24 protein-coding genes are annotated in these 23,168 nt (G+C 65.4%); 4 read left to right on the forward strand and 20 right to left on the reverse strand.

The features are described 5' to 3' along the window. The first annotated feature begins 34 nt into the window (after nucleotides 1-34). Nucleotides 35-754: a class I SAM-dependent methyltransferase gene (locus HWX25_RS03745; RefSeq protein ID WP_175907199.1), complete on the forward strand. Its 720-nt coding sequence runs from the start codon at nucleotides 35-37 to the stop codon at nucleotides 752-754. A 45-nt stretch (nucleotides 755-799) separates the two neighbouring features. Here the strand turns inward: HWX25_RS03745 and HWX25_RS03750 are convergent, their stop codons facing one another. Genes HWX25_RS03750 through HWX25_RS03835 form a run of 18 tightly spaced genes read right to left on the reverse strand, consistent with a single transcriptional unit; the run spans nucleotide 800 to nucleotide 17,680 of the window. Further along, a complete protein-coding gene (locus HWX25_RS03750) occupies nucleotides 800-1,198 on the reverse strand; it encodes a hypothetical protein (protein WP_059819644.1) in 399 nt (132 codons plus the stop codon). 47 nt (nucleotides 1,199-1,245) lie between these two features. Beyond that, entirely contained in the window at nucleotides 1,246-1,671 is a 426-nt protein-coding gene (locus tag HWX25_RS03755; RefSeq protein WP_059818951.1) for a hypothetical protein, read from the reverse strand. A gap of 32 nt (nucleotides 1,672-1,703) precedes the next feature. After that, a complete protein-coding gene (locus HWX25_RS03760) occupies nucleotides 1,704-2,924 on the reverse strand; it encodes a beta-ketoacyl-[acyl-carrier-protein] synthase family protein (protein ID WP_175907201.1) in 1,221 nt (406 codons plus the stop codon). Then, nucleotides 2,921-4,150: a beta-ketoacyl-ACP synthase gene (locus HWX25_RS03765; RefSeq protein ID WP_059818949.1), complete on the reverse strand. Its 1,230-nt coding sequence runs from the start codon at nucleotides 4,148-4,150 to the stop codon at nucleotides 2,921-2,923. The genes HWX25_RS03760 and HWX25_RS03765 overlap by 4 nt, the downstream gene beginning before the upstream one ends. Then, complete coding sequence (locus HWX25_RS03770) at nucleotides 4,150-4,875, reverse strand: 3-ketoacyl-ACP reductase FabG2 (protein ID WP_175907203.1); 726 nt, start codon at nucleotides 4,873-4,875, stop codon at nucleotides 4,150-4,152. The genes HWX25_RS03765 and HWX25_RS03770 overlap by 1 nt, the downstream gene beginning before the upstream one ends. Next, a complete protein-coding gene (locus HWX25_RS03775) occupies nucleotides 4,872-5,375 on the reverse strand; it encodes a hotdog family protein (protein WP_175907205.1) in 504 nt (167 codons plus the stop codon). Before HWX25_RS03775 ends, HWX25_RS03770 begins: the two co-directional genes overlap by 4 nt. Before the next feature lies 1 nt (nucleotide 5,376). Continuing rightward, nucleotides 5,377-6,564, reverse strand: a complete 1,188-nt coding sequence (locus tag HWX25_RS03780) for a beta-ketoacyl-[acyl-carrier-protein] synthase family protein (RefSeq protein WP_175907207.1) — start codon at nucleotides 6,562-6,564, stop codon at nucleotides 5,377-5,379. Further along, nucleotides 6,561-8,972 (reverse strand): MMPL family transporter, encoded by a 2,412-nt coding sequence (locus tag HWX25_RS03785; RefSeq protein ID WP_175907209.1) that lies wholly within the window; start codon nucleotides 8,970-8,972, stop codon nucleotides 6,561-6,563. Before HWX25_RS03785 ends, HWX25_RS03780 begins: the two co-directional genes overlap by 4 nt. Then, nucleotides 8,972-9,640 carry an outer membrane lipoprotein carrier protein LolA gene (locus HWX25_RS03790; RefSeq protein WP_175907211.1) on the reverse strand — a complete coding sequence of 223 codons (669 nt, stop codon included), beginning with the start codon at nucleotides 9,638-9,640 and terminating at the stop codon, nucleotides 8,972-8,974. The genes HWX25_RS03785 and HWX25_RS03790 overlap by 1 nt, the downstream gene beginning before the upstream one ends. Beyond that, on the reverse strand, nucleotides 9,631-10,059 hold the full coding sequence (locus tag HWX25_RS03795; protein ID WP_059525117.1) for a thioesterase family protein: 429 nt from the start codon (nucleotides 10,057-10,059) through the stop codon (nucleotides 9,631-9,633). The genes HWX25_RS03790 and HWX25_RS03795 overlap by 10 nt, the downstream gene beginning before the upstream one ends. Beyond that, the gene (locus HWX25_RS03800) at nucleotides 10,056-11,666 is read right to left on the reverse strand and encodes an aromatic amino acid ammonia-lyase (RefSeq protein ID WP_175907327.1); all 1,611 of its coding nucleotides are present in this window, start codon (nucleotides 11,664-11,666) and stop codon (nucleotides 10,056-10,058) included. The genes HWX25_RS03795 and HWX25_RS03800 overlap by 4 nt, the downstream gene beginning before the upstream one ends. After that, nucleotides 11,653-13,359 (reverse strand): glycosyltransferase family 2 protein, encoded by a 1,707-nt coding sequence (locus tag HWX25_RS03805; protein ID WP_175907213.1) that lies wholly within the window; start codon nucleotides 13,357-13,359, stop codon nucleotides 11,653-11,655. The genes HWX25_RS03800 and HWX25_RS03805 overlap by 14 nt, the downstream gene beginning before the upstream one ends. After that, a complete protein-coding gene (locus HWX25_RS03810; protein WP_175907215.1) occupies nucleotides 13,356-15,047 on the reverse strand; it encodes an AMP-binding protein in 1,692 nt (563 codons plus the stop codon). Before HWX25_RS03810 ends, HWX25_RS03805 begins: the two co-directional genes overlap by 4 nt. Beyond that, a complete protein-coding gene (locus HWX25_RS03815) occupies nucleotides 15,044-15,679 on the reverse strand; it encodes a hypothetical protein (RefSeq protein ID WP_175907329.1) in 636 nt (211 codons plus the stop codon). Before HWX25_RS03815 ends, HWX25_RS03810 begins: the two co-directional genes overlap by 4 nt. 2 nt (nucleotides 15,680-15,681) lie before the next feature. Further along, on the reverse strand, nucleotides 15,682-15,930 hold the full coding sequence (locus HWX25_RS03820; protein ID WP_175907217.1) for an acyl carrier protein: 249 nt from the start codon (nucleotides 15,928-15,930) through the stop codon (nucleotides 15,682-15,684). Next, the gene (locus HWX25_RS03825) at nucleotides 15,927-16,232 is read right to left on the reverse strand and encodes a phosphopantetheine-binding protein (protein WP_059525678.1); all 306 of its coding nucleotides are present in this window, start codon (nucleotides 16,230-16,232) and stop codon (nucleotides 15,927-15,929) included. The genes HWX25_RS03820 and HWX25_RS03825 overlap by 4 nt, the downstream gene beginning before the upstream one ends. Beyond that, nucleotides 16,207-17,001, reverse strand: coding sequence for a 1-acyl-sn-glycerol-3-phosphate acyltransferase (locus HWX25_RS03830; protein ID WP_059525107.1), 795 nt, complete (start codon nucleotides 16,999-17,001; stop codon nucleotides 16,207-16,209). Before HWX25_RS03830 ends, HWX25_RS03825 begins: the two co-directional genes overlap by 26 nt. Next, nucleotides 16,985-17,680: a beta-ketoacyl synthase chain length factor gene (locus HWX25_RS03835; protein WP_175907219.1), complete on the reverse strand. Its 696-nt coding sequence runs from the start codon at nucleotides 17,678-17,680 to the stop codon at nucleotides 16,985-16,987. The genes HWX25_RS03830 and HWX25_RS03835 overlap by 17 nt, the downstream gene beginning before the upstream one ends. 435 nt (nucleotides 17,681-18,115) lie before the next feature. Between HWX25_RS03835 and HWX25_RS03840 the strand changes: the two genes are divergently transcribed. Both HWX25_RS03840 and HWX25_RS03845 read left to right on the forward strand, forming a co-directional pair. Further along, nucleotides 18,116-18,703, forward strand: a complete 588-nt coding sequence (locus tag HWX25_RS03840; RefSeq protein WP_059525103.1) for a YigZ family protein — start codon at nucleotides 18,116-18,118, stop codon at nucleotides 18,701-18,703. A gap of 209 nt (nucleotides 18,704-18,912) precedes the next feature. After that, nucleotides 18,913-19,200: an H-NS histone family protein gene (locus HWX25_RS03845; protein ID WP_059818941.1), complete on the forward strand. Its 288-nt coding sequence runs from the start codon at nucleotides 18,913-18,915 to the stop codon at nucleotides 19,198-19,200. A gap of 55 nt (nucleotides 19,201-19,255) precedes the next feature. Here HWX25_RS03845 and ppk2 read toward each other — a convergent pair whose 3' ends face one another. Next, nucleotides 19,256-20,206, reverse strand: coding sequence for a polyphosphate kinase 2 (gene ppk2, locus HWX25_RS03850; RefSeq protein ID WP_059818940.1), 951 nt, complete (start codon nucleotides 20,204-20,206; stop codon nucleotides 19,256-19,258). Between the two features lie 243 nt (nucleotides 20,207-20,449). Continuing rightward, nucleotides 20,450-22,171, reverse strand: a complete 1,722-nt coding sequence (gene ggt, locus HWX25_RS03855) for a gamma-glutamyltransferase (RefSeq protein WP_175907221.1) — start codon at nucleotides 22,169-22,171, stop codon at nucleotides 20,450-20,452. A gap of 399 nt (nucleotides 22,172-22,570) precedes the next feature. Here ggt and HWX25_RS03860 point away from each other — a divergent pair, with 399 nt between their 5' ends. Next, nucleotides 22,571-23,095, forward strand: a complete 525-nt coding sequence (locus tag HWX25_RS03860; RefSeq protein ID WP_175907223.1) for a metal-dependent hydrolase — start codon at nucleotides 22,571-22,573, stop codon at nucleotides 23,093-23,095. Nucleotides 23,096-23,168 lie beyond the last annotated feature (73 nt).

Below are 23,168 nucleotides of genomic sequence, written 5' to 3' on the forward strand. Positions count from 1 at the left end.
CGCTCAACAAATCCAAGATTCCGACGAGAGGCCCATGACGTCCTACCGCACGCACGCTCCCGCCTATGTTCCCGAAACCCGATTCGGCATCTGGTTTCTTCGCACGCATACCTGGGAACATCACGTGCTCAGGGTGGCCATCGACGATCTGAAGCGGCTTGTCGCGACGCCGCTGCCGACGGCGCCCGTCATCCTCGATGCGGGCTGCGGTCAGGGTAAATCGTTCCGCCTGCTGAGTGAAGCGTTCTCGCCCGGCAAGATCATCGGTATCGATTGCCACGATGACTCGCTCGAGCATGCGTCGGAAGAGGCGCATCGCTGCGCAACGCCCGTCGAACTGCATCACGCCGACTGCACGCAGATTCCGCTTGCCGATTCGAGCGTCGACATCGTGTTCTGCCATCAGACCTTTCACCATCTCGTCGATCAGGAACATGCACTGGCCGACTTTCGCCGTGTGCTGAAACCCGGCGGGCTGCTGCTGTTCGCCGAATCGACCGATGCGTACATCAAGTCATGGGTGATCCGTCTGCTGTTCCGTCACCCGATGCAGGTTCAGAAAAGCGCCGACGGCTACCTTGCGATGCTCCGCCACGCCGGGTTTGCGTTCGAACCGTGCAACGTGTCGTTTCCCTACCTGTGGTGGAGCCGCGCGAAAGACTTCGGCCTGCTCGAGCGCATCGGCCTGTATGCACCGAAGCCCGGCAAGCGCCGCGAGACGCTCGTCAACGTCGCTGCACGCAAACCTGCCTGAGCGAACAAGGCCGCCGTTTGGCGGCCCCTTCCCGACGCGTGGCGATTACGGCTTCAACGTCACGACCTCGCCGGTCAGTGCTGCCCCGGCCACGATCGCACCGGCACCGCACGTGAACTCGGTCGCGCTGGATCGCAACACGTTGCGGTAATTGCTCTTGATGCCGATGACGGCATTGCCGCCCTCCTTTCGCGCGCGCGCCTGAAGTTCGATCACGGCCGACAGGAATACATGCTGGCACGCGGCCTCATCGCTCTTGCCGACCGAATTGGTCTTCTTGTTGGTCGCGAACGAACCGTACGACTTGATGACACGCGGATGCGCCTGATCGCCGAAATAGAGCGCGATGCCATTGTCGAGCTTGCCTTCCTCGCTCTTCAATGCGCTTTCGATCGGATAATCGTTGATCGTGTCCCGTGCGTGTGCAACCGAGACCGCGAACATCGCGCCAAACAGCGCCAGTGCAATGCGATATTTCACGTGCGCTCCCGTTATTGCGCGTTCAGCTGCACGACGTCGCCCGACACGGCGATCGCACCGGCACTGCCGCTCACGCCGCACGTATATTCGCTCGTCGAATTTGAGCGCTTGTCATGGAAACGTGTCGTCACGTTGATGACCGCATTCCCGCCATGATTCTTCGCATAGACGCGCAGACGGTTCAGCGCTTCGGCCAACGCCTGGTCGCACGTCGGCTGTTCCGCTTGCGTCCCGCGCGACACACGGACCGATTCCGAACGCGGACCGATGCTGGTCTTGACGTCCGGGTGCGGCTGCGCACCGAAATAGATTGCGACGCCGCTCGTGTCCGATGCCGTCGCCGCTGCCGGCAGAGGCAGCGAACGGACCACGGTGCCGCACCCCGTCAGCAACGATGCCGCGACCAACATGCCGGCCAGATGTCGTTTGTGCTTCATTGTTATCGTCCTCTCAGCTCAGTAAGTTCACATCAATCGCCCTTCCAGGCGTCCAACAACACACTTGCGCAGCTGCCGCCGAATCCGAACGAAACCGACAGCGCCCGCTCGATTGTCCATTCGCGTGCGTCGCGAACGAGCGGCATGCCGGCGATTGCCGGGTCGGGCTCGTGGCCGACGGCCGTGCCCGCGACAAAACCGTCGCGCATCATCAGGATCGTATAGATCGCTTCATGCGCCCCGCTCGCGCCGAGCGGATGCCCCGTCATGCCTTTCGTCGACGAGAACGCCGGAACGTCGCCCCGAAATACGTCGATGAGCGCCTTCAGTTCCTCGATGTCTCCGAGCGGCGTCGATGGCGCGTGCGTATTGACGTAGTCCACACGCCGTCCGCCGCTGTCCAGCGCGCCGCGCATCGCCCGCGCGATCCCCGCCGCGTGAGGCGTCGCCATGCCGGCGCTGTCCGTGCATTGGCCGAACCCGGCGACCTCCGCGTAAATTCGCGCACCACGCGCACGCGCGTGCTCGAGCGATTCGAGCACGAGAATGCCTGCGCCGGATGCGATCACGAAGCCGTCGCGGCCAAGCGCATACGGACGCGACGCGCGATCCGGCGTACTGTTGAAACTGCCGGACAACACACCCATCGCGTCGAACATCAACGTCATGTTGTCGTGCAGCGCCTCGCTCCCGCCCGCAAGCACGATGTCCTGGCAACCGGACCGGATCAATTGCGTCGCTTGCCCAATCGCGAGCGCCGCGCTCGTGCACGCGGACGACGGCGAGTACGACACGCCCTCGATGCCGAACAACTGCGCAACGCATGCCGATGCCGTGCTGCCCATCGCCTTCGGAACGACATAAGGTGGCGTCTTGTCGATACCGCGATGCTTCGCAATCGTCATCGCATCGTCGTAATCGGCCATCGATCCGATGCCCGACCCCACGATCGCGCCCGCGCGCGGCGAACGAAGCATCCCGGCATCGATGCCCGCATCGTCGAGCGCCGACGCAGCCGCATGCGCCGCAAAGCGCGCCGTGTCGCCCATGAACCGTTCGTGCTTGCGCGAAAACCGCGCCGCCGATGCGACCGACGCCACCCCTGCGACCTGGCTGCGAAAACCGCGCTCGCGCCACGCGTTCACGTGACTCACACCCGAGCGACCGGCTCGCAACGCGGCCGATACTTCGTCCAGCGAATTACCGAGGCACGACACGATGCCGAGCCCGGTGACGACGACGCGCGCCGTCATCGGCCGACCCGCCGGAAAATCAACGACGTGTTGATTCCGCCGAATGCGAAGTTGTTGCTCATCGCGAATTCCACGTCGATCCGTCGCGCGTCGCCGACGATGTAGTCGAGCGGTGCACAGGCTGGATCGACTGTCTCGAGATTGAGCGTCGGTGCGTACCAGTTGCGCTTCATCATCTCGATCGTCCACCACGCCTCGAGCGCGCCGCATGCGCCCAATGTATGACCCACATAGCTTTTCAGCGAGCTGATCGGCATACGCTCCCCGAACACGGACGCCGTCGCGTGACTCTCCGCCACATCGCCTCGATCGGTCGACGTACCGTGCGCGTTGACGTAGCCGATCGCATCGGCATCGAGCCCCGCGTCACCCAGCGCGAGATGCATGGCGACCGCCATCGTCTCGGCCGTCGGCTGGGTAATATGTGCACCGTCGGAATTGCAGCCGAAGCCGACGATCTCCGCATGGATCGTCGCGCCGCGTGCGATCGCGTGCTCGTACTCCTCGAGCACCAGCGTCGCCGCACCTTCGCCGACAACCAGGCCGTCACGATCGGCGTCGAACGGGCGCGGCGTCAGGTTCGCGTTATCGTTGCGCGTGCTGGTCGCGTACAACGTATCGAACACCGCCACCGCCGGGCCCGACAATTCTTCTGCGCCGCCCGCCAGCATCAGCGTCTGCTTGCCCGTCGCGATCGCCTCGTAGGCATAGCCGATCGCCTGGCTGCCGGACGCGCACGCGGACGACGTCGGCACGATCCGGCCTTTCAGGTCCCAGAACAGACTGACGTTGACCGCCGTCGTGTGCGGCATCATCTGCACGTAACTGTTCGATGTGACGTCCCGCATCGAACCCGTCTCGATCATCGTGCCGAACGCCCGGATCGGTTCGACCGATCCCGACGACGACCCATACGCGACGCCCATCCGGCCGTCCCGGATCGACGGATCGTCGGTCAGCCCCGCATCCGCCAGTGCGAGCTCGCTCGCTCGCACCGCGTACATCGAAACCGGCCCCATCGAACGCGTCTTCTTGCGCGGATACGTGCCCGGCAACTCGAAGGCCGGCAACGGACACGCGAGCCGCGTATGCAGCGCTTCGTAGCAATCCCATTCCGGCATGCGCCGTACCGCATTGCGCCCGTCGCGCAAGCGCGCCTCGATTTCCGGCCAGCTTTGGCCGAAGGCGGTCACGCCACCCATCCCCGTCACGACCACTCGCTTCATCACACCATCCCGCCGTTGACGCCGATTACCTGCCGGGTGACGTAGGTCGCCGCGTCCGACATCAGGAAGCCGACTACCGCCGCGACTTCGTCGGGTTGACCGACGCGGCCCATCGGCACCGTCTTCAATGCCTGCTCGAGCGGCACGTCGTCGAGCATGCCGGTGTCAACCAGCCCCGGAGCAACGCAATTGACCGTGATCTTGCGCGATGCCAGTTCGACCGCCAGCGCCTTGGTCGCGCCGATCAGGCCCGCCTTCGCGGCGCTGTAGTTGACCTGGCCGCGATTGCCCATCACGCCCGACACGGACGCGATCGTCACGATGCGTCCGCCGCTCCGCAGGCGCACCATCGGCATGGTCAGCGGATGAACGATGTTGTAGAACCCGTCCAGCCCGGTTTCGATCACGACGTCCCAGTCCTCTTCGGACAACGCCGGAAATGCACCGTCCCGCGTCACGCCTGCGTTGCAGACGATCCCGTAGTACGCGCCGTTCGCTTCGACGTCGGCCTCCAGCTCACGCCGGCACGCCGCACGATCGCGCACGTCGAACTGCAACACGCTGGCCGTGCCGCCCTGCGCGCGAATCGTCGCGGCGACCGCTTCCGCTGCCTCGCGCCCGGTGCGGCAATGAACCGTCACGGCGAAGCCGTCGGACGCCACGCGCAGCGCCACGGCGCGGCCGATGCCGCGGCTCGCCCCTGTCACGAGAACTCGCCGAGTCATGAATTGAAGCTCCCTTCGATAAAAGATTGGAAATCGTTCGGTTGGTACACCTTGACGACGGCTTCCGCGCAACACTGACCTTCGGCATGAATCGCGCATTCGTATGCGCCATGCCCCTCGTCGCCGCGCAGCAGTTCCCGCGCGACGATGCGCAGCACCGTGTCCGCTCCGAACGTCGTGCGATGCGCGACATAGCGGTTGGCCCCGAGCAGCACGCCCGGCTTCGCGCGGCCGCCCGCATGTGCCACGAGCAGGCCGACGTGCGCGGCGATCGCCTGCGCCATCAGCTCGATGCCGATCCACGCCGGCATCGCCCCGCTGCCGTCGGCATACCACGCATCGCGGCGCACGGTCGCGCTCACTTCGATGCCGGTTTCCGAGCAGCGCTCGATCGCATCGAGCAGCAGCATCGTGCCGCGATGCGGCAATACGTCCGGCACGTTCCCGACCGGGATATCTGCACCGCCGTGCAACGCGTCGATCAAAGGTTCGGCATGCATGTCAGGCTCCCAGAATCAGGCTGGCATTGCTGCCGCCGAAGGCGAACGAATTGCTCATTACATAGCGCCCTGTTGCATCGCCCGCGAGGCGGCGCTCGCCGTGGACAAGATCGAGTTTCGGCAGCGCCGGATCGTGCTCGCCGTCCCAGACGTGCGTCGGCAGCGGGATCCCGCGGGCCAGCGTCAGCCAGCCGAATCCGAGTTCGGTCGCACCAGCCGCGCCAAGCATGTGCCCCGTCAGCGGCTTGGTCCCGCTCGCCGGCACGCCGTGCGGAAACACCCGCGCCGTCACGTTCGCTTCCATTTCGTCGTTCAGGCGCGTCGCCGTCGCGTGCAGGTTCACATAGCCGATCGCGGACGAAGTCACGCCGGCGTCCGCGAGCGCGGCGCGCAGCGCGTCCTCCGCGCCATATCCCGCCGGGTCCGGCGCCGAGATGTGATGCGCATCGCTCGACTCGCCAACGCCGGCCAGCCGAACCGCTGCTTCATCGCGGCACATCACGAACAGCGCGGCACCTTCACCGATATTGATGCCGTTCCGGTTCCGGCTCATCGGATTGGTCCGTCCCGGGCTGACCGATTCGAGCGAGGCGAAGCCCTGCAACGTCAGCTCGCACAGCGAATCCGCTCCGCCGACGACGACCGCGTCGCACAACCTCAACTGCAACAGGCGGCGCGCGGCTGCAAATGCCTTCGCGCTCGACGTGCAGGCCGTCGACAGCGTGTAGGCCGGCCCGGCCACACCCAGCGCCGCACGCACGAACGGCGCCGCCGTGCCGATTTCCATCTGCCGATAATCGAATCCGGCCGGCATCGCGCCCGTTGCGACACGCTGTGCGAGTGCCTGCTCTGCGGCCTGGATCCCGGACGTACTCGTGCCGATCACGACGCCAACCCGGCGCGGGCCGTAACGCGCGATCGCCGCGTCGACGCAGGATCCGATCTGCGCCAGCGCCGCAAGCAGCAGGCGATTGTTCCTGCAATCGAAATGCGCGAGGGATTCGGGCGGCGCGACATCGACTGCCGACCGCACGCGCCCGATCCAGCCGCCGGCGGGAACATCGGTGCGCGGCGCCATGCCCGGTGCGATGCCGGCGCACAATGCGTCGACGATTTCGTCCGTGGTTGCGCCAAGCGCGTTGATCATGCCGGGTGCCGACAGATAAACCGGCGCCTGTTTCGAATTCATGCGCGACACTCCTTCGTGGACGGCGTGGCAAGCGGCGCGAACAGCACCGAAAACACGATGCCCATCGCGAGGGTCGTGCCGAAGCTGCGCAGCGCGGGCATCGCGCTCGCTCCGAGCATCCCGAACGACAGCAACGTCGTGGCCGCCGACAGCAGCACGCCGGTCCACACTGCGCCGATGCCGGCACTGTCTCGCATGCAGCCTTCGCGGAGGAACACCGCGTAGTTGGCGCCCACGCCGAGTACCAGCATCAGCGCGAGCCAATTGAACAGCGTAAGCGGCACCCGTGCATAGCCGAACGCCGCAAGCGTCAACGCAATGGCGAACACGACCGGCAACGTCGTTGCGATGCCGCCGCGCACGCCGTAGCGCCACATCAGCAGTCCGGTGACCACGACGAGCGCGCCAGCCAGCCACAAGCCGCTGTCGACCCGATAGGCACCGAACAGGCTCGACACACTCGATGCCTTGTCTACCCACGATACGCCCGGCAGCGTGCGCGCGACGGCGGCGAAAGTTTCGGCGTTCGACGCATCGACCCGCTCGGGAATCGCTAGCGCCGCATCGACGGGACCGGCGCCGCCCTCGATTCGTCCGAGCCACAAATAGCGGAACGGCGCCGACCAGCGTGCCGCCAGCCAGGTGTCGATGGAGAGCGTCTCCGGGGCATTGCGGGAATACGCGTTGATCCACGCGTCGACCGCCTCATCGCGGAAGCCCGCGCGCGCCAGCGTCCCGCGCAGTGCGGCGGTATCGGCAAACACGTGCGTGTCCAGCACCGCACGGTCATGCGCCTGCTGCTTGGCCGACGGCACGAACGTCGTGATCGACTGGACACGGCCGACCCGCTGCTGATCGAGCGACCCGATCAGTGCCTCGGAACGCTCGAGCACCTCCTCCGGCGTCGCGCCCTGAACGACAAAGAACTGTGCCGTGTTCGCCAGCCCGACCGCCGCGCGGATATTGTTCTCCTGCCGCGCGAGGTCCGCATCGCGCTGGATCAGCAGATGAATGTCGTCGTCGCTCTTCAAGAGGGACCAACCCGGGATCGCAACCAGCGCAACCAGCATGGCAGCGATCAGGGCGCGCCGACCGGCCAGCAGCGATTGCCATCCGCGCAGCAGGCGGGCCGCGCACGCGAAGACACCGGACGGCACGCGCCGTGGCCCCTTCGTCAGCATGAGCGGCAAAAAGCCGGTGACGGCCGCGAACGCGCTGAGGATTCCGACGATTGCAAAGCACGCGATCTGCTTGAGCGCGGGGAACGGCACCCACATCAGGATCGCGTAACCCAGCAGACTGGTCGCCAGCGCCACCATGAGTGCCGGCCTGACCGCCGCCGCACCGCGACGCGCGTCCCATTGCCGCCCCGCGGAGAGATACGCGACGAAGTACTGGATCGAATAATCGACGGCTTCGCCGATCAGACTCACACCGAACACCAGCGTCAACAGGTGCAGCTTGCCGAATACGAGCAGCGTTGCCGCCAGCGCGCACACGATGCCGAATGCCGTCGACGCGAACGCGAGCACCAGCAGGCGCGGCGAACGGAATACGCTCATGAGCAGCAGCGCGATGCCGCCCAGCGATACCGCGCCGATCACGTGTACGTCACGCTCGGCGCTGGCACGCGCTGCTTCCGCATGAAAGACCGCGCCGGCGCGGTCGATGCGAACGCCCCGAAACTCGGCCGCGAGCGCATGTTCCGCATCGTCCGTCGCGACGCGCACGGCGTGCTGGATCTTCGATTCGTAAGCCGAGCCCGGCAACGACGTCATCACGAGGACGCCAGTTGCGCCATCGCGATGCGACACCAGCATGCCATCCTCGAGAGACAGATTGGACGCCGCGAGCGGCAGCTCGCCGAGCCAGTGCTGTAACCAGCCGAACGGGTCGTCCGCCACGGCGGTCTGCAAGCCGTCCACAGGCGGTGCATAGAGACGCCGGACCAATCGTTCGTCGAGCGTGGCCCCGCCTTGCTCGAGCGACCGGCGATCCGCATCCGTCAGCAGACCGAAACGGGCCGGCATGTAGGTAGCCGAGATGTCCGACAGATTGAATGGCGGCACCTCGACCGTCACCGAACGAAACGCTCCGCTGGCGTCGAGCCGCGCACCGAACTGCTTCGCGGCGGCCTTGGCGCGGGCGGCGTCCGGGTCGGTCACCAGGTAGACGGTGCGGTTGCCGAGCGCATCTCCGAGCATGTCGACCGCTCGCTCGGCAACCGGGTTTGCCTCGGTAGCCGGCAGCAACGCGAGCAGGTTCGTCTGCAGCGGCGCGGCCCCGCTCGAGAAGCGCCATAGAATGTACGCAGCCGCCACGAGCGCAACGAGCAGCCATGCAGCACACAGTCCGCGCCGCCGTGCGCGTTCGCCCGATGCGTCGACGACATCACGCGCCGCATCCATCACCGGGCCTCCAGCCACGTGCGCTCGACCGGCGCGGGTGCGTCGACCGGCGTCGGCCGAGTGAACTCCAGCGATGTCACATTGCCGTTCGCAAAAGTCAAGTCGAGCCGGCCGAGATAAGTGCCTCCGCTCATTTCGAGCACACGAACCGCCTGGGCAAGCTGTGGCTGATTCGACCGCAGCACCATCCGCCACCGTTCAGGCGTTCCGCTCGCATCGACGTCGAATTGCGCGTACAGCGCCGACAGGTCACCCCCGAGCATGTCGCGCATCATGCGCGACACTTGCGCGACGCCGCGGCCGCCGCCGCCGGGCGCGACGAGGTGCCCGTCCGCGCCGACCTCGCGCACGCCGCTATCGGTGATCACGTAAGTAGCCTTGTAAGGCGTCTCGATTCGCCAGACGACGCCCGACCTGCGATCGAACAACATCGATCCAGTGCTGACGAGCGGCTGCTTCATCGCCGACAGCGTCTGAGTTTGCCGAAAATCCGTGCGAATCGCGCCAATGCGCGCGAGCCGCGCCGCAACGTCGGATACGAGCGCGGCATTCGACGGCCGCGACGCCGCAACCGGCGCCGGGGCGGCCAGCACCGTGCCGCCGGAGAGCGTCATGCATACGGTCAGCGTCACCGCCGCAAACCGTCGGTAGTGCGAATTCAGGCCCATTGTGCATGCACCTTTTCGATCAGGGTCGGCGGCGACACGAACTGCAGTTCGCGCGTCGTCGCATCGACCGCCAGTTGCACCGTATATCCCTTCGTCAAGCGCTCGCCGGACGCCGCGTCGACGATTTCGTACCCGATCTTCAGCCGGTTCTCGAATTCGAGCAGCGTCGCGCGCACGTCGAGCTGCTGACTGTAATGGGCCGGACGAACGTACTTCAGATGCGCCTCCACCACCGGCCACATGTAGCCCGACGCCAGCATCGCGGGATAGTCGTAGTCGATCATGCGCAGCAACGCAGCACGGCTGCTCTCGAAGTACTTCAGGTAATGGCCGTGCCAGCAGACGTTCATGGCATCGACGTCGTGAAACAGGACCTCGACACGGGCTGTCGCGGTCAGCGGCGGACGAGACGCGTTCATGCCGCCTCCCCGTGCCGGATTCCGCCGTACGTGCCGCCGATCGCCTCGCACGCGGCAAGGCGCGCGGTCAGCGCGCGCAACTCGGCTTCGAGCGGCCGGTCCTCGACCACCAGCGGCGATTGACGATCCACATCGTCGACGAACGCGCGAAGCGCGGGCGAAAGTTGCGTCTGCTGATTATCGCGAAGTCGCAGCCGGGTAGCCTGCACGGTCGCGAGCACATGCGCCGCGGCAACTTGTTCGGTCAAGGTCAGAACGCGCAGGCAATCGCGCGCAGCAATCGTCCCCATGCTGACCTTGTCCTGATTGTGCGACTCCGTTGAGCGGGAGAACACGCTCGCCGGCATCGTGAGCTTCAGCGCCTCCGCCGTCCACGCGGAAGACGAGATCTGCACGGCCTTGAATCCATGGTTGATTGCCGCGCGTTCCGGCCCGGCGCCTGTCAGGTTACGCGGGAGTCCGTTGCTGAACTTGTCGTCGACCAGCAGCGCAAGCTGGCGGTCCATCAGGTCCGCGAGGTTGGCCACCGCGGTCTTCAGCGCATCCATCGCGAACGCGATATGACCGCCGTAGAAATTGCCGCCATGCAGTACGCACCCTTCGTCCGGGTCGATCAGCGGATTGTCGTTCGCACTGTTCAGCTCGTTCTCGATATCGCGGCGCATCCACGACAGTGCGTCGCGCGCCACGCCGATCACGTGCGGTGCGCAACGTACCGAATAGCGATCCTGCAACCGGCGTCCGGGCAATTCGTCGCGCCCGACCAGGTCGGCGCGGATCCACGCTGCCGCCTCCGCCTGCCCCGCGTGGGGTTTCGCGTCGAACAGCCGCGCATCGAAGTGCCCGGCCCGGCCGTCGAGCGCGACGGTGGTCAATGCCGTCAGGCGAGCCGCCACACGTGTCAGGTAGTCGGCGCGCGCAAACGCGAGACAGGCCAGCCCGGTCATGACCGCCGTGCCGTTCATCAACGCCAGTCCTTCCTTCGGCGCGAGCGTCAGCGGCATGCGATCGATCGCATGCCATACCTCCCGCGCGTCCCGCTCGGCGCCGTCGAACACGACGGTGCGCTCGCCGACCAGCGCCGCGGCTACGTAGGACAGCGGTGTCAGGTCGCCGCTCGCGCCGACCGAGCCTTCCGATGGAATACGTGGCAGGATGCGGTGATTCACCATGTCGGCCAGCCGTTCCAGCAACGTGAACCGCACGCCCGAGTAGCCGAAAGCGAGCGAGTTGAGCCGGGCGACGATGATGGACAACGTTTGCGTCGCATCGAACCAGTCACCCATGCCGCACCCGTGATAGCGGGTCAGCTGCAGCGGCAGCGCTTCGACGAGCGACGGCGGCACCTCTACCACGCAGGCGTCGCCATATCCGGTGGTCACGCCATACAGCGTGCCGCCATTCGCGAGATAGACGCGCAGCCAGGTCGCGCCGCGCTCGATCCGCGCGCGCCATTCGGGTCCCGCGTTCAGTGCGACGGGCGCACCGTCGCGGGCGATCGCGACGACGTCCTCGATCGTCAGATGCCGGCCTCCGACCACCACGGCCGGCCGATTCGGATCCGCGGCGGTGCATGCCGCGACGTCGTTCATGTCATGCTCCGCCACGCGGACCTCCATCGGGCCGCGCCCAGAAATCGAAGAAGTTGAACCATTGGTAGGGAGCCTTGCGGCAATAATGTTCGAGCCGCGCGGCGTAGCGCTGCGCCCATGCCGCGACGTGTTCGGCGCGCTCACGGCGCGGTAGCTCGATCCGGTCGGCGAACGGCTCGAAATAGAGGCGGTAGCCGTGCGCCTCCTTCAGGCAGAAGAACAGGTAGACAGGACAACCAAGGGCGTGGGCGAGGATATACGGGCCCTGCGCGAACGGGGCGGTCGCGTCGAGAAAACGGGCGTCGACCGTTTTACCGGAATCACGCGGCGGCACGCGGTCGCCGACGATCACGAGCAACTCTCCCGCGTCGATGCGCGACTGCATCATCATTGCCGTATCCGGTCCGAAGTTCGACACCTCGACGAGCTGTTTGCCGAATTCCCGGCTCGCGCCTGCAAGCACGCCGGTAAAACGCTTCGCATGCTCGGTGTAGACGATCGCCGTCACCTTCGTGTGTGCGTCGCGCAGCGCAAGCGCCCGTGTCATTTCCAGGTTGCCCAGATGCGCGCCGATCACGAGTGCGCCGCGCCCGCTCGCCGCGAGCGCATCGAACGCGGACGAATCGTCGAAACGCACGTCGAGCTCGTCGAGACGGCCGGACCACGCGACGAACTTGTCGAATCCTGCCTGTGCAAAGGCAAGCATGTGCCGGTAAGCACTGCGCCACCCCGGCTTCGGCACGGCCGCCGCCTCCGCATCGCGCAGGCGCGCGATATATGCATGCGACGCGGTGCGCGCCGTACGATTCGTCAGCACGAAATAGCCGACGATGGGATGCAGCCAGAACGACGTGAAGCCCTTGCCGAACCAGCGGCAGCTGAGAGCCAGCAACGCCATGCCGATCCGGCTGCCGCGCTCCGGCATGCGCCACCATGCGCGCGGGCGGCCCGTCGGCGCCGCGCCGCGCCGCCCGACCAGACGGCGTGTCAGCAGCATCGGCGCGCGGGCGAGCATCCCCGCGACGAGCCGTGTGTGGCTCAGGCTGATGCGCACGTTGTCGCGCCAGACATCGAAATGGGACACTCCGTCGACCGGGTAGATGACGCGCGTCGGAACCGTCCTGAACGCGAGGCCGCGCCAGTGGAGACGGACCAGGATTTCGCTGTCGAAAGCCATCCGCGTCGGCATCGATACCGCGTCGATCAGTTCGCAGACGACGTCGACCGGATAAAGACGAAACCCGCACATCGCATCGGGAATGTCCAGCGACAGGGTTTCGATCCACACCCATGCATGCGTGAGGTAGCGGCCGTACAGGCGCGCCTTCGGGACGCTGTCGTCGAAACGCGGCCGGCCAAGAATCACGGCGTCCGGCTCGGCCTGCGCGGCCGCGACGAACTTCGGCACATCGGCCGCGTCGTGCTGGCCATCGGCATCGATCTGAATCGCGTGCCGATAGCCCCGGGCACGCGCGGCGCGCAATCCTTCCATGACCGCCGCACCCTTTCCGCCGTTGACCGGCAACCGCAGCAGCGTCACGAGGCCCGCGTAGCGCGCCGCCAGCGTGGCCAGCACCTGTTGCGTCGGCTCGTCGCTGCCGTCGTCGATCACCAGGATCGGCAGGCCGTGCACGGCGAGGCGCGCCAGCGTGCCGCCGATCGCGGCGCGATGGTTGTAGATCGGAATGACGATGCAGGTGTCGCTCATCGGGCCGCCGTGCCATAGACCAGAACGCCCGATGTGCATTCGCGGTCGCCGCAACGGAACGCGAAGCGCGTGGATCCGCGTACACGGTCATGCGCGATGCGCAGCGACAGCACAGCGCCCGGCGGCACCGGTGCCTTGAACTTCAGGTGTTCGACGGAACGGATTTCGCGCACGGTCGGCATCTCGCGGCCAGCCAGGCGCGCAGCCCAGTCGATTTGCACGACTCCGGGCAGGATCGGCAGCCCCGGAAAATGACCGTCGAAATGCGCGAGCGTGGGCGGCACGCGCAACTCGTAATGCAACGCGTCGTCGCTGCGCCATGACGCGAGCAGTTCAAAGCCCTCCGGCGTAGCCGTGAATGCGGCCGCCAGCGCCGCAGCGGGCAACTTGCCGCGTGCATCGAACGGCATTGCGTGCAGGAACCGCCAGTAGCGCGGTAATGCGGCCGAGTCGAAATATGCACCGAGCGCGTGCCGCAAGGTCGTGGCAACGGCAACCCGTCCATCCGCCGCCAGCGCATCGCGCCCCGCCGCGGTCAATACCGCCACGACGCCGACGTGCGCGCGCGTCGTACCGTCGACCACCACGGCCGCCGCTTGCTCGACGTATGCATGCGCGAGTATCTGCGCCTCGAGCTCCGGCAGCGACACGCGCTTGCCGTCCAGCTTGACGACGCGATCGCGTCGTCCTGCGAGTGCAAAGCGACCGTTCGTGTCGAATCGTGCGGTGTCGTCAGTGCGGTGCCAGCGATCGTGGCCGAGATGGGCAGAGCGAACGCACAGCACGTCATCGTCGTCGCAGCGCACGTCGACGCCGGTCAGCGGCTGCCACGCGTGTGCGACGTCCTGGCGACGCCATGCAATGCCACCGGTTTCGGTGCTGCCAAATATCTCGAACGGCGCAGCGCCGAATGCGTTCGAATAGGCCGTAGCCGCATCGGCCGGCAACGGGCCGCCCGACGAGAAGAACGCGCACGGCATGGGCGCCCGCATCGGAAAACCGGGCAACGCCGGCCAGCGCATCAGTTGCGACGGCGTGGAGACCACGACACCGCCACCGTATTCGGCCAGCCGCTGCTGCAGTTGCAGCGGTTCAAGCACCGTCATCCGGTCAAACGCACGGCCGGCCGCCAGCGGCCAAAGGATCCTGAAGAGCAGTCCGTAGATGTGGTGATGCGGTACGCTCGACAGTGTCACTGCCGCGCCTGTCCGGTCGCCCCATTCGCGCTGCAACGTGTGCACTTCGGCATCGAGCTGCGCGAGCGACTTTCGCACCGGCTTCGCGGTGCCGCTGCTGCCCGACGTGTAAAGCGTCACCGCTGCGACAGCATCGATCGGACGAGTGAAGCGTGCAGATCCGGCATCCGTGTCGTGCCCGCACGCGGCCAGTGCCGGCGCATCCAGCACGAGGTCGTATGCATGCGCCAGTGCATCAAGATAGCCGGGTGCGCTGCTGGCTGGAATCACGACTTCCCCGTGCGCCGCCGCAACCGCAAACAATGCACACGCGAACTCGTACGGATCATCCGTGCAGATCGCGACGCGTCGCGCGCCGCTCGCTTCCACCACCCTCGCAATCGCGCCGGCGCGAGTGCGCAGATCACCCAGCGTCAGCACCTCGGCGCCATCGCGACAAACCGCCACTCCGCTATCCGCTTCGGCACACAGGATCTCGTGCAGCGCAATCATGCGACACCCGTTCGCTTTCGCGCGACGGCGATGAAGTACCTGCGCCACAGCCACTCGCCTGCTATCAACGCACCGATCAGCACATACGCGATCAGCCCGTTGTAAAGCGCCCATCCCGCACGGCTCCAGTACAGCGCCGTATAGACCGAAAAACTGCCGTTTACGATAAAGAACGCGCACCACACCTGTGTGACGCGCCGCGTGTACCGGACGATTTCCAGACTCGGCTCGGGATAAGTCAGTCGTGCGAATTTTTCGATCATGGTCGGACCGTGCCGCAGCGTCGCGCCGAACGCGACCAACAAGCCGACACTCACGCATGCCGGGTAGAGATGAAGAAGTCGTTCGCTATCGGTCACAGCAATCGCGGCCGACAACACGGTCAATGCACCGGCCACGCCCCAGTCGAGTAGCGTGAGGCGTTTGAGCGCCTTCGCCAGCGTGCCTTTGCCGATCGTGCGCTGCAGCCACAGCAATGCGATCAACAGGCAACCGACGTAACGCGGCGACATGCTCTGCCACGCAAACAGGATGACGAGCGGATAGGCAAGGACCAGTGCAGCCCTGGTCGCGACACCTGCCCAGCGCGGCAGGACCGTGCCCGTAGTAGCCCGCATGCCCGTCACCACCATCGTCAAGCGCGAGCGAGCAACACGTGAACGGCGGCGATAACGTCATCGACGGTCCGTACGGATTTGAATTCTTCCGGTTTGATGCGCCTGCCTGTCATTTCCTGAAGCTTGATGGCCAGATCGACCGCGTCGATGCTGTCCAGATCAAGCTCTTCGAACAGGTGCGTATCGGGCGTCACCCGCTCCGGCTCGATCGCGAAATTCTCATGAAAGATGGCGCGGATGCGCTCCAGGATTTCTGCGTCGGTCACGAGTGACTCCCTTTTTCCAGCACGGCTTCTTGCGATGCCTGGTGAGACTGCTGGTCGGCAATGAACGCCGCCAGCGTGTTGATCGAACGGAAATGCGCTTTCGTGCGTTCGTCGTTCGCCGCGATCGTCAGGTGAAATTTCTTGCGCAGCATGATGCCGACTTCGAGTGCATCGACGGAATCGAGTCCGATTCCGTCCGTCGAGAACAGTGGCGCATCGTCGTCGATGTCGTCGACCGCCATGTCGCTGAGATCGAGCATCTCGATCAGAAGCTGCTTAATTTGCAGTTTTAAAGTATCCATGCTGAAACAGGCTTTGAGTAATGTGCACTTCCACCTCGCGGGCGATGCTGCGAGCGGCAATCGACGGTGATGTCACGTTCGGCGCCAGCCGGTTCAGGTCCATCGGCTCGAGGACGTCGATGCGCATACGAAATGCTCGAGCCGGCACGTGATACCAGCGCAGCGCCTTGGTAAATACCGGTGGGTCGCAATCGATCAGCACCGGCTGGATCCGGGTGCGGGATTGCAGCGCCATATGTGCGAAACCGCGTGAGAACGAATGCAGGCGATTGCCGCCCGGACTGCGCGTCCCCTCCGGGAAGATGATCATCGTGTAGCCCGCCGCCAGTTGTCGCGCGCCGGCCTCGACGAGATGGACGGCATCGGCATTGCTCACGTACTCGGCCGCGCGGACGATACCCCAGAAACAGGGGTTGCCCCAATGACCACGCTTTACGACGCAGCACGCCTTCGGCGTCAGCGACAGCAGCACCATGACGTCGAGCCAGGTCGGGTGGTTCGCGACGACGATTGCAGGGCCGTCCTTTGCGAGGCGCTCCGCGCCGCTCAGCTCGAGCCTCATCACGCCGATGTGTTGCAGCATCGCGACCAGCGCGCGGAAGAAATAATGGATGACAAGCGTCACCCCGCGCTGGCGCGAGCGCCGATGCGGCCATAATCCGCCGACGACGATCGCCAACAACGAGAACGCCGATCCGCACAGCGCGAAAAACGCCAGGCTCGCACCGGTCGCGAACAGACGCCAGCCGTAGTCAAGCCGCGCGATCATGCAAGCTCCATCTCCAGGATGCGTGCTGACAGCGCCACGACGCCGTGGTGCGCGCGGACAGGCAACGCAGCACCGCCTCGCTTTGCGTACCGGCCGCATCGTCGGCATCGCCCGCGTCGTCCGCGTCGCCCGCCGCCATCTCACAGGTCAGATAGTCGTCCGATTCATCGGCGCCAATCAGAATGGCCAGCCCGACGCTCTCAGGAGCGTCATCGACATCGCCATAAACGGGATCGGCTGGCTCGTGCGCATAGACGAGCAGCACCGGCGAGCCCGGCGACGTTGCGTACTGGGAAAAGGCTTCGAGCAGTGCGTAGCCCAGGGTTTCATGGCCGGCCGCGATCGCCGTGGCTGCCGTTCGGTCGCGACGGGCGATCCCGAAAATACCCGTAACGGCATTGAGAACCGAGAGACTGAAGGCCGTCGGCGAGACAGGTTCCGAGGCGCCGATATCGGCAAGAATGCCGGTGGTGCGCACCAGTTCACCGTGACGCGATGCGAACACCATGCGCAACGGATTTTCCGTTCCGGCGCAATCGTAGGCCGCCTGGAGCGCGAGCCGCGACAGCCGGCTCAAGCGGCGTCGCACCATCGGATCGAGGGCTTCGACGCCCGGCACCCCCGCGGTCGAAATCGACGTCCATCTGGCGATTGGCATGGTCCAATGCAAATCGGCCATTGTTGTTCTCGTTAGGATTGCTTCTCTTGGGTGTTTTTATATCGCGCCACCCAGCATCAGGCGGTTGCGCTCCGCTTTCGATGAAAGCCGCCCATTGCGTATTGACCACCGGACTCGCGCCATCGACTCCCCCTTCCGGTACTACCTGGAAAAATCGGAAATCGTAATGTTTGCGAAGCCGGCACCCGGATTGTCAATCGCTGCGATTGAATGAGCGGCATATCAGTGCGCCGGAACTGTAACAGGGCCGTTACAAAAGATCAACGCCACTGCGCGAGGCGCCTTCCAGATTTAACCATTTATCAATTTCTCGAGAAAATCGCGCATCGTCGGTTATCGAGCCGATCCACGACCCGGCGTGCCTTGCGCCGATCCTGCACCGGAATGGCTCATAATGCGCTCGATGCCGCCCCCACACGACCTGCTTTCCGTTCAATGAGTTATTCACTCGCTACTGTTTACACGCGCGAACTCGAAATCCGCAAGAGCCGCTTCATTGCGTTCGCGATCCCCGTCGAGGACCGCGATGCCGCCATGCAGGCGTTGCAGCGCCTGCGCGACGAGCACCCGACGGCCACCCACGTGTGCTGGGCGCTGCTTGCGGGCGGCCAGTCCGGCATGTCCGACGACGGCGAACCGTCGGGCACCGCCGGCCGGCCGATCCTCGAAGTGCTGCGTCATCACGATCTCGACGGCGTGCTCGGTGCGGTCGTCCGCTACTACGGCGGCGTGAAGCTCGGTGCGGGCGGCCTGGTGCGCGCCTATACGGATGCGATCGCCTCGGCGCTGCTCGACGCTGAGCGCGTCGAACGCATTCGACACACGCGGTTCGCGATCGAAATCGGCTACCCGGACGAGGCGCGCGTGCGCCGCTGGATCGAGCAGGCGGGTTATGAGCTGGTGGACAGCGCGTACGGGATGACGGTGAAGCTCGTGATCAAGCTGCCGGAAACAGCCGAGGCGGCAGCCAAGACCGAGCTGTTCGATTTGACGCAAGGGCGCTCAGGCTTCCCCGACCTGTGAGGCGGGCAGCCTTCCCGGCATCGCCATCACGGTTTCACACAGATGCCCGTGAAAATTCAGATACGTCCGATAGAAAATCCGCGCGCCGAAACTTAATCTCTCCCGTGTTCCTCGCGATGCGCCCTGCAAACGTCTGGCCGAATGTACAGACACGCGGCACATCGCGCGACAGCCAACAATCAGAATTCAGCTACGGGGATATCGGACGCATGCAACTGCAGCAATTACAAGCCCAACTCACGGAACTCGATCGACGCATCCGGGCGGCGCGCCGCCGCGAACGCCACGCGGCGCTGGTGCAGGTACGCGAACTCGTGAAGAACCATGCGCTGACCGCTCGCGAAGTCTTCGGGCAGGGTTACAGCAATCGCGCAAAGCTGTTCACCATCGGGGCGAAATATCACGATCCGGTGACCGGCGCCACCTGGAGCGGACGCGGTCGTGCGCCCGCGTGGATCGCCGGCCGCGACCGCAGCGCGTTCCTGATCCGGGAGTAACGCGCGCCGCGTTGCAAGGCGCGCCTCAGTGGTCGATCCAGCCGGCCCGGGCGGCTCAGTAAACGTCCGGGACGATCATGCTGTCCGGCGTCGGACGGCGAATGTAGTCCTCGTGGTGCTCACGCTGCGGCAGATCGATCGTCGGGCGCGGCACGTCGTGATACGGCACCTGGGTCAGCAGATGATGGATGCAGTTCAGGCGCGCGCGTTTCTTGTCGACCGCCTGCACGACCCACCACGGCGCCTCGGGAATATGCGTGCGCTGCATCATCTCTTCCTTCGCGGCCGTGTACGCTTCCCAGCGGCGGCGGCTCTCGAGGTCCATCGGGCTCAGCTTCCACTGCTTCAGCGGATCCTCGATCCGGCTCTGGAAGCGCAGCTCCTGCTCGTGGTCGGTGATCGAGAACCAGTATTTGACGATCTGGATCCCGCTGCGCACGAGCATTTTCTCGAACTCGGGCACCGAGCGGAAAAACTCCTCGTATTCGTCTTCGGTGCAGAAATTCATCACGCGCTCGACACCCGCGCGGTTGTACCAGCTGCGATCGAACAGCACGATTTCGCCGCCGGCCGGCAGATGCGCGACATAGCGCTGGAAGTACCATTGCGTGCGTTCGCGGTTGCTCGGCGCCGGCAGCGCCGCCACGCGGCACACACGCGGGTTCAGGCGCTGCGTGATGCGCTTGATCGCGCCGCCCTTGCCCGCCGCGTCGCGCCCCTCGAAAATCACGACGAGCCGGTGCCCCGTGTTCACGACCCAGTCCTGCAGCTTCACGAGCTCGCCCTGCAGCCGGAACAGCTCGCGGAAATACTGCTTGCGCGCTTCGCGGCGCTCCGGCGAGAACAGCAGATCCTCGTTGTCATCGAAGCGGCGGTCGTCGAGCTCCATCTCGAGTTCTTCGTCGTACGCGTCGACGAGGTCTTCCTCGAAACGGCGCTGGCGCGACTCGAGCGATGCCGAATCGGTGAAGTTGTCGGTCTCGGTGCGGGAATCGTTATCGCCCATGGGGGCCTCCTTCCTTCAATTGACGCAGCCAAACTCCACCATTATCCCAGCGTCTCGCGTCAAATTGATGAAAAAGGGGCCGATCCGCCCCTCACAAGCGGAATCCGAGCCGCACCGGGTTCGCGGAAATATCGAAGGTATTGGACGCCAGCCTCCGGTTCGGCGGGCTGACGTCGGGCCTGATCCTCGTGCGCAACGGAAAAAGCCGGGCACGTGATCGAGCAGTACCCCCACCCGCCTCGGTCACTGAATAATCCGCGTGACCCCGCGTCCGCGCGGATCGGCCATCGCCTCCGGCGTCTTGCCGTCGATCTTGATCACCTGGATGTCGCCGCTGAAGTCCTGCCCCTTCAGCGTATAGCCGCGCGCCTCGATCTGCTTCGCGAGTTCGCCTTCGATCGGGTGGTACGGCTCCCAGAAGATCGTGTTCGGCGGCAGCAGTTGATGGTGGAAACGCATCGCACCAACAGCCTCCTTCAACGGCATCCCGAAATCGTAGATGTTGTTGATCACCTGGAAGATCGACGTGAAGATCCGCGAGCCGCCCGGCGTGCCGATCACGAGCGACACCTTGCCGTCCTTCGTCATGATCGTCGGCGACATCGACGACAGCGGTCGTTTCTTCGGCTCGATTGCATTCGCATCGCTGCCGACCACGCCGAACATGTTCGCGACGCCCGGCTTCGCGGAGAAGTCGTCCATCTCGTCGTTCAGCACGATGCCGGTGCCGTCGGCGATCACGCCCGAGCCGAAGTAGCCGTTGATCGTGTACGTGTTCGACACCGCGTTGCCCCACTTGTCGACGACCGAGAAGTGCGTCGTTTCCGCCTTCTCCGGCATCGACGTGCCGAGGCCCGGCTGCACGCTCTTCGTGTCGGCGATCTGCGTCGGGCTCACTTCGGCCGCGCGCTTCGCGATGTACGCGTCGTCGGTCAACTGCGCGACCGGCACCTTGTAGAAGTCGGGGTCGCCGAGATACTGCGCGCGATCGGCGAACACGCGCTTCTCGATTTCCGCGACCAGGTGGACATATTGCGGCGAGTTAAGCTTCACGCCCTCGAAGTCCTGCTTGAGGTCGGCCTTCATCTTCAGCAGTTGCACGAGGCCGATGCCGCCCGAGCTCGGCGGCGGCGCGGTGATCACGTCATAGCCGTTCCACTTCGCCTGCACCGGCTGGCGCCACACCGCACGGTATTGCGCGAGATCCTCGGTCGTGATCAGCCCGTCGCCGTCGCCGGTCTTCATCGACGCGGCGATCAACCGGGCCGTCTTGCCCTTGTAGAAGCCGTTCGCGCCGTCGTTCGCGATCCGCGCGAGCACGTCGGCGAGATCGGGTTGCTTGAAGTTCGTGCCGGCCTTCATCGTGGAGAAGTACTTGTCGAAGTTGGTCTTGCCGCCGAACTCCTTCGACGCGTCGACGCCGCGCTGCGCAAGCTGCTCGTCGACGACGAAGCCGTCGCGCGCATAGCGGATCGCCGGCGCGAGCACCTGCTTCCACTTCAGCTTGCCGAAGCGCTTCTGCGCTTCCCACATGCCCGACACCGTGCCCGGCACGCCGGCCGCGCGCGGCCCGTACAGGCTCATGCCCTTGACGACATTGCCGTCCTTGTCGAGATACATATCCTTCGTCGCGGCGAGCGGCGCGCGCTCGCGATAGTCGATGAAGTACGGCTTGCCGTCCTTGTAGATCGTCATGAAGCCGCCGCCGCCGATGTTGCCGGCCTCCGGATACGTGACGGCGAGCGTGAACGCGATCGCGACGGCCGCGTCGATCGCGTTGCCGCCTTCCTTGAAGATCTGCTCCGCGGCGTCCGCGCTGTACTTGTCGGCCACCGCGACCGCCGCGCTCGTCAGGACCGCCGGCTGCGGCCCCTTCGCATAGGCCGGCGCATTCGGCAGGAAGCCGATGCCGGCCACCGTCGCGAGCACGACCGCGGATGATTTGAAACGATTCAGCGTAGTCATTGCATGTCCCCCATGGATCTCCGGCGAGCTGGAATAAGCCCCTGATCCGCTTATAGCCGCTGGCACGCGGTCGGCCGCATGTCGTTTTCGTAGTAAACGAGTTCGCCTTGACGGAAAACCCGCCTCTGACTACGAATCATCGCGAATCCAGTGCGCTCGGCCACACGGCGGAGCAAAAAGCGGGCCGGCGGATCGGTCGAAATTGCATGCGGCGAATTCGATGCGCATCGCACAATCGGAAAATCACGGCACGCGGCGCTTGCGCGGTGCGGTGCATGCAAAAAAACCGCGATCGGACCGCCCGCTGGGCGGGCCGATCTGAGAAGATAGCGCCCCGCTTTCGGGGCCGATCGTTCCCGTTCGTCTGCCGTTGCTTCACGCTTTTTCGTCTCGTTTCCTATGGCATCACACAATGCGCATCACGCGTCCGGCTTCGCGGCCGGCGTCGCCGCCGCCATCCTCGTCGCGCAAACCGGCGCGACCGGCCCCTGGCACGCGGGCCTGCTCGCCGCGTTCGCGGCCGGCGTCGCGGGCGGCACCGCGCCCGACTGGCTCGAAGTCGCGTGGTGGACCCGCAAGCGCCGCTTGTGGATCACGCACCGCACCGTCACGCACTGGGGCATCGGCTGGATCGCGCTGCTCGCGCTTGGATGGCACGGGCTCACGCATCATCCGCATCCGCTGTGGGCCGCGCCGCTGTTCGGCTTCGCGTGCGGCGGCGTGATGCACCTGCTCGCCGACTGGCCGAATCCGCTCGGCGTGCCGTGGATCTGGCGGCGCCATTCGCTGAACCTGTGGAACAGCGGACATTGCGACCTGATCGTCGTGGCCGCCGCATGGGGCGGCACGCTGTGGCTCGCGCAGTCGCTGTGGACGCGCGCCCCGTTCCTCGAACACTGGCTCGGCTGGCTGCATCGCGTGTAGTCGCGTGTAATCGCATGCAGTTTCGCGTGGCCGCGAATCGAGCCGCGCAACCGCCCGACGCACGTCGAACACG

This window comes from Burkholderia sp. BCC1640 (genome assembly GCF_902833125.1).
In the GTDB taxonomy this organism is placed as follows: domain Bacteria; phylum Pseudomonadota; class Gammaproteobacteria; order Burkholderiales; family Burkholderiaceae; genus Burkholderia; species Burkholderia diffusa.